This is a genomic window from Dietzia sp. DQ12-76 (assembly GCF_014145045.1).
GTDB lineage: Bacteria > Actinomycetota > Actinomycetes > Mycobacteriales > Mycobacteriaceae > Dietzia.
The window spans coordinates 1-1,520 of the sequence record NZ_JAALDV010000415.1 but is presented as its reverse complement, the minus strand read 5'-3'; the positions used below and the strand labels follow the sequence as shown (position 1 = coordinate 1,520).

Below are 1,520 nucleotides of genomic sequence, written 5' to 3'. Positions count from 1 at the left end.
GTCGGTGATCCGTCGCCTCGACATGTGGTTCCCTTCCGGCCCGAACCACTCGAGCGGGCCTCCTCGGGTTCCACCGTAGCGTCACGCCGGTCTCACGCAGGGGCGTCCCACCGCCGACGTGACCCGGGCGGTTGCCGGGCAGCCGGTGAGAGGCCGCCCCGGGTCACCTGCGCGCGGGGATGGGCGGCACGTGCTCGCGCAGCACGCAGCGACTCCCGCTGTAGATCGTGGCCATGCATCTGTTGCAGTGGACGCACAGGGAGCGCCGACGGTCGTCGGCCTGCAGCGTGAGGGGCAGGTCGGGCTCGCGCAGCAGAGCGCGCCCCATCGCCACGAACTCGAAGCCCGCGGTCATCGCCTTGTCGATCGACGGCCGGTCGACGATCCCCCCGAGCAGCATCATCGGCAGACTGACGGCCTCGCGGATCTGGCGGGCGTCGTCGAGCATGTAGGCGTCGGTGTAGGGGTACTCCTTGAACATCCGCGGGCCGACGACCTTCATCCCCAGCTTGATCACCGGCGGCTGGGTGGCCGCGAACTCGTGCAGCGGCGCGTCACCCTTGAAGAGGTAGATGGGGTTGAGCAGCGAGCTGCCCACGGTCATCACCAGGGCATCCGCCGAGCCGTCCTCCTCGATCCACCGGGCGACCTGGACCGCCTCGTCGATCCAGAAGCCGCCGGGCACGCCGTCGTCCATGTTGAGCTTCATGGTCACCGCGATCCGGTCACCCATGGCGTCGCGGATGGCGCGGCCGATGCGGCGGGCGAACCGGGCACGGTTCTCCAGCGACCCGCCGTAGGAGTCCTTACGCTTGTTGAGCCGAGGGCTGAGGAACTCGCTGACCAGATAGTTGTGCCCGAAGTGCACCTCGATCGCGTCGAACCCGGCCTCGGCCGCGCCGCGGGCCGCGCGGACATGGTCCTCGACGATCCGGTCGATGTCCGCTTCGGTGCAGGCCCTGGTGAGCGACATGCCCGTGGGGGCCGGGATCCGGGACGGTCCCATCGCCGGCATCCGGGTGGAGGCGGAGTTGGCCACCGCCCCCGCGTGGCCGACCTGCGCGGACACGGCCGCACCTTCGGCGTGCACGGCGTCGGTGAGCTTGCGGAGCATGCCGCCGTCACTCATTCCCCAGTGGTACTGGTGCCGGTCGGTCCGACCCTCGGGCGAGGTGGCCAGGTAGGCGACTGTCGTCATGCCCACGCCGCCGCGGGCGTACTCGGCGTGGAACTCGATGAGTTCGTCGGTGACCCGACCCTCGGGGCAGCGGCCCTCGAAGGTCGCGGCCTTGACGATGCGGTTGCGCAGCGTCACGTTTCCGATCTTGGCCGGGCTGAAGACATCGGGGGCGGGGGTACCGGGTGAGAGGGGCATGGACGGACTATAACGCGTTTCAATCCGCCGTTCATGCGCTTTGGCCAGCAGTTTTGCACTGAGTGCAAAGCAGGTTCCGCGTCCGGGCCGGCCACCGACGGCCCGGGGCGCCCCGCCGGGGCCCTACCGGCCACCCACCGGCGCG

1 protein-coding gene is annotated in these 1,520 nt (G+C 70.2%); it reads right to left on the bottom strand.

From position 1 onward, the window contains the following. Positions 1 to 163: 163 nt before the first annotated feature. Positions 164 to 1,375: an NADH:flavin oxidoreductase gene (locus G6019_RS13610; RefSeq protein WP_182612195.1), complete on the bottom strand. Its 1,212-nt coding sequence runs from the start codon at positions 1,373 to 1,375 to the stop codon at positions 164 to 166. Between the last annotated feature and the right edge of the window lie 145 nt (positions 1,376 to 1,520).

Bases quoted from the DNA above. Each gene is read 5' to 3' on its own strand.
- G6019_RS13610 (WP_182612195.1), bottom strand. From the start codon at position 1,375: ATGCCCCTCTCACCCGGTACCCCCGCCCCCGATGTCTTCAGCCCGGCC.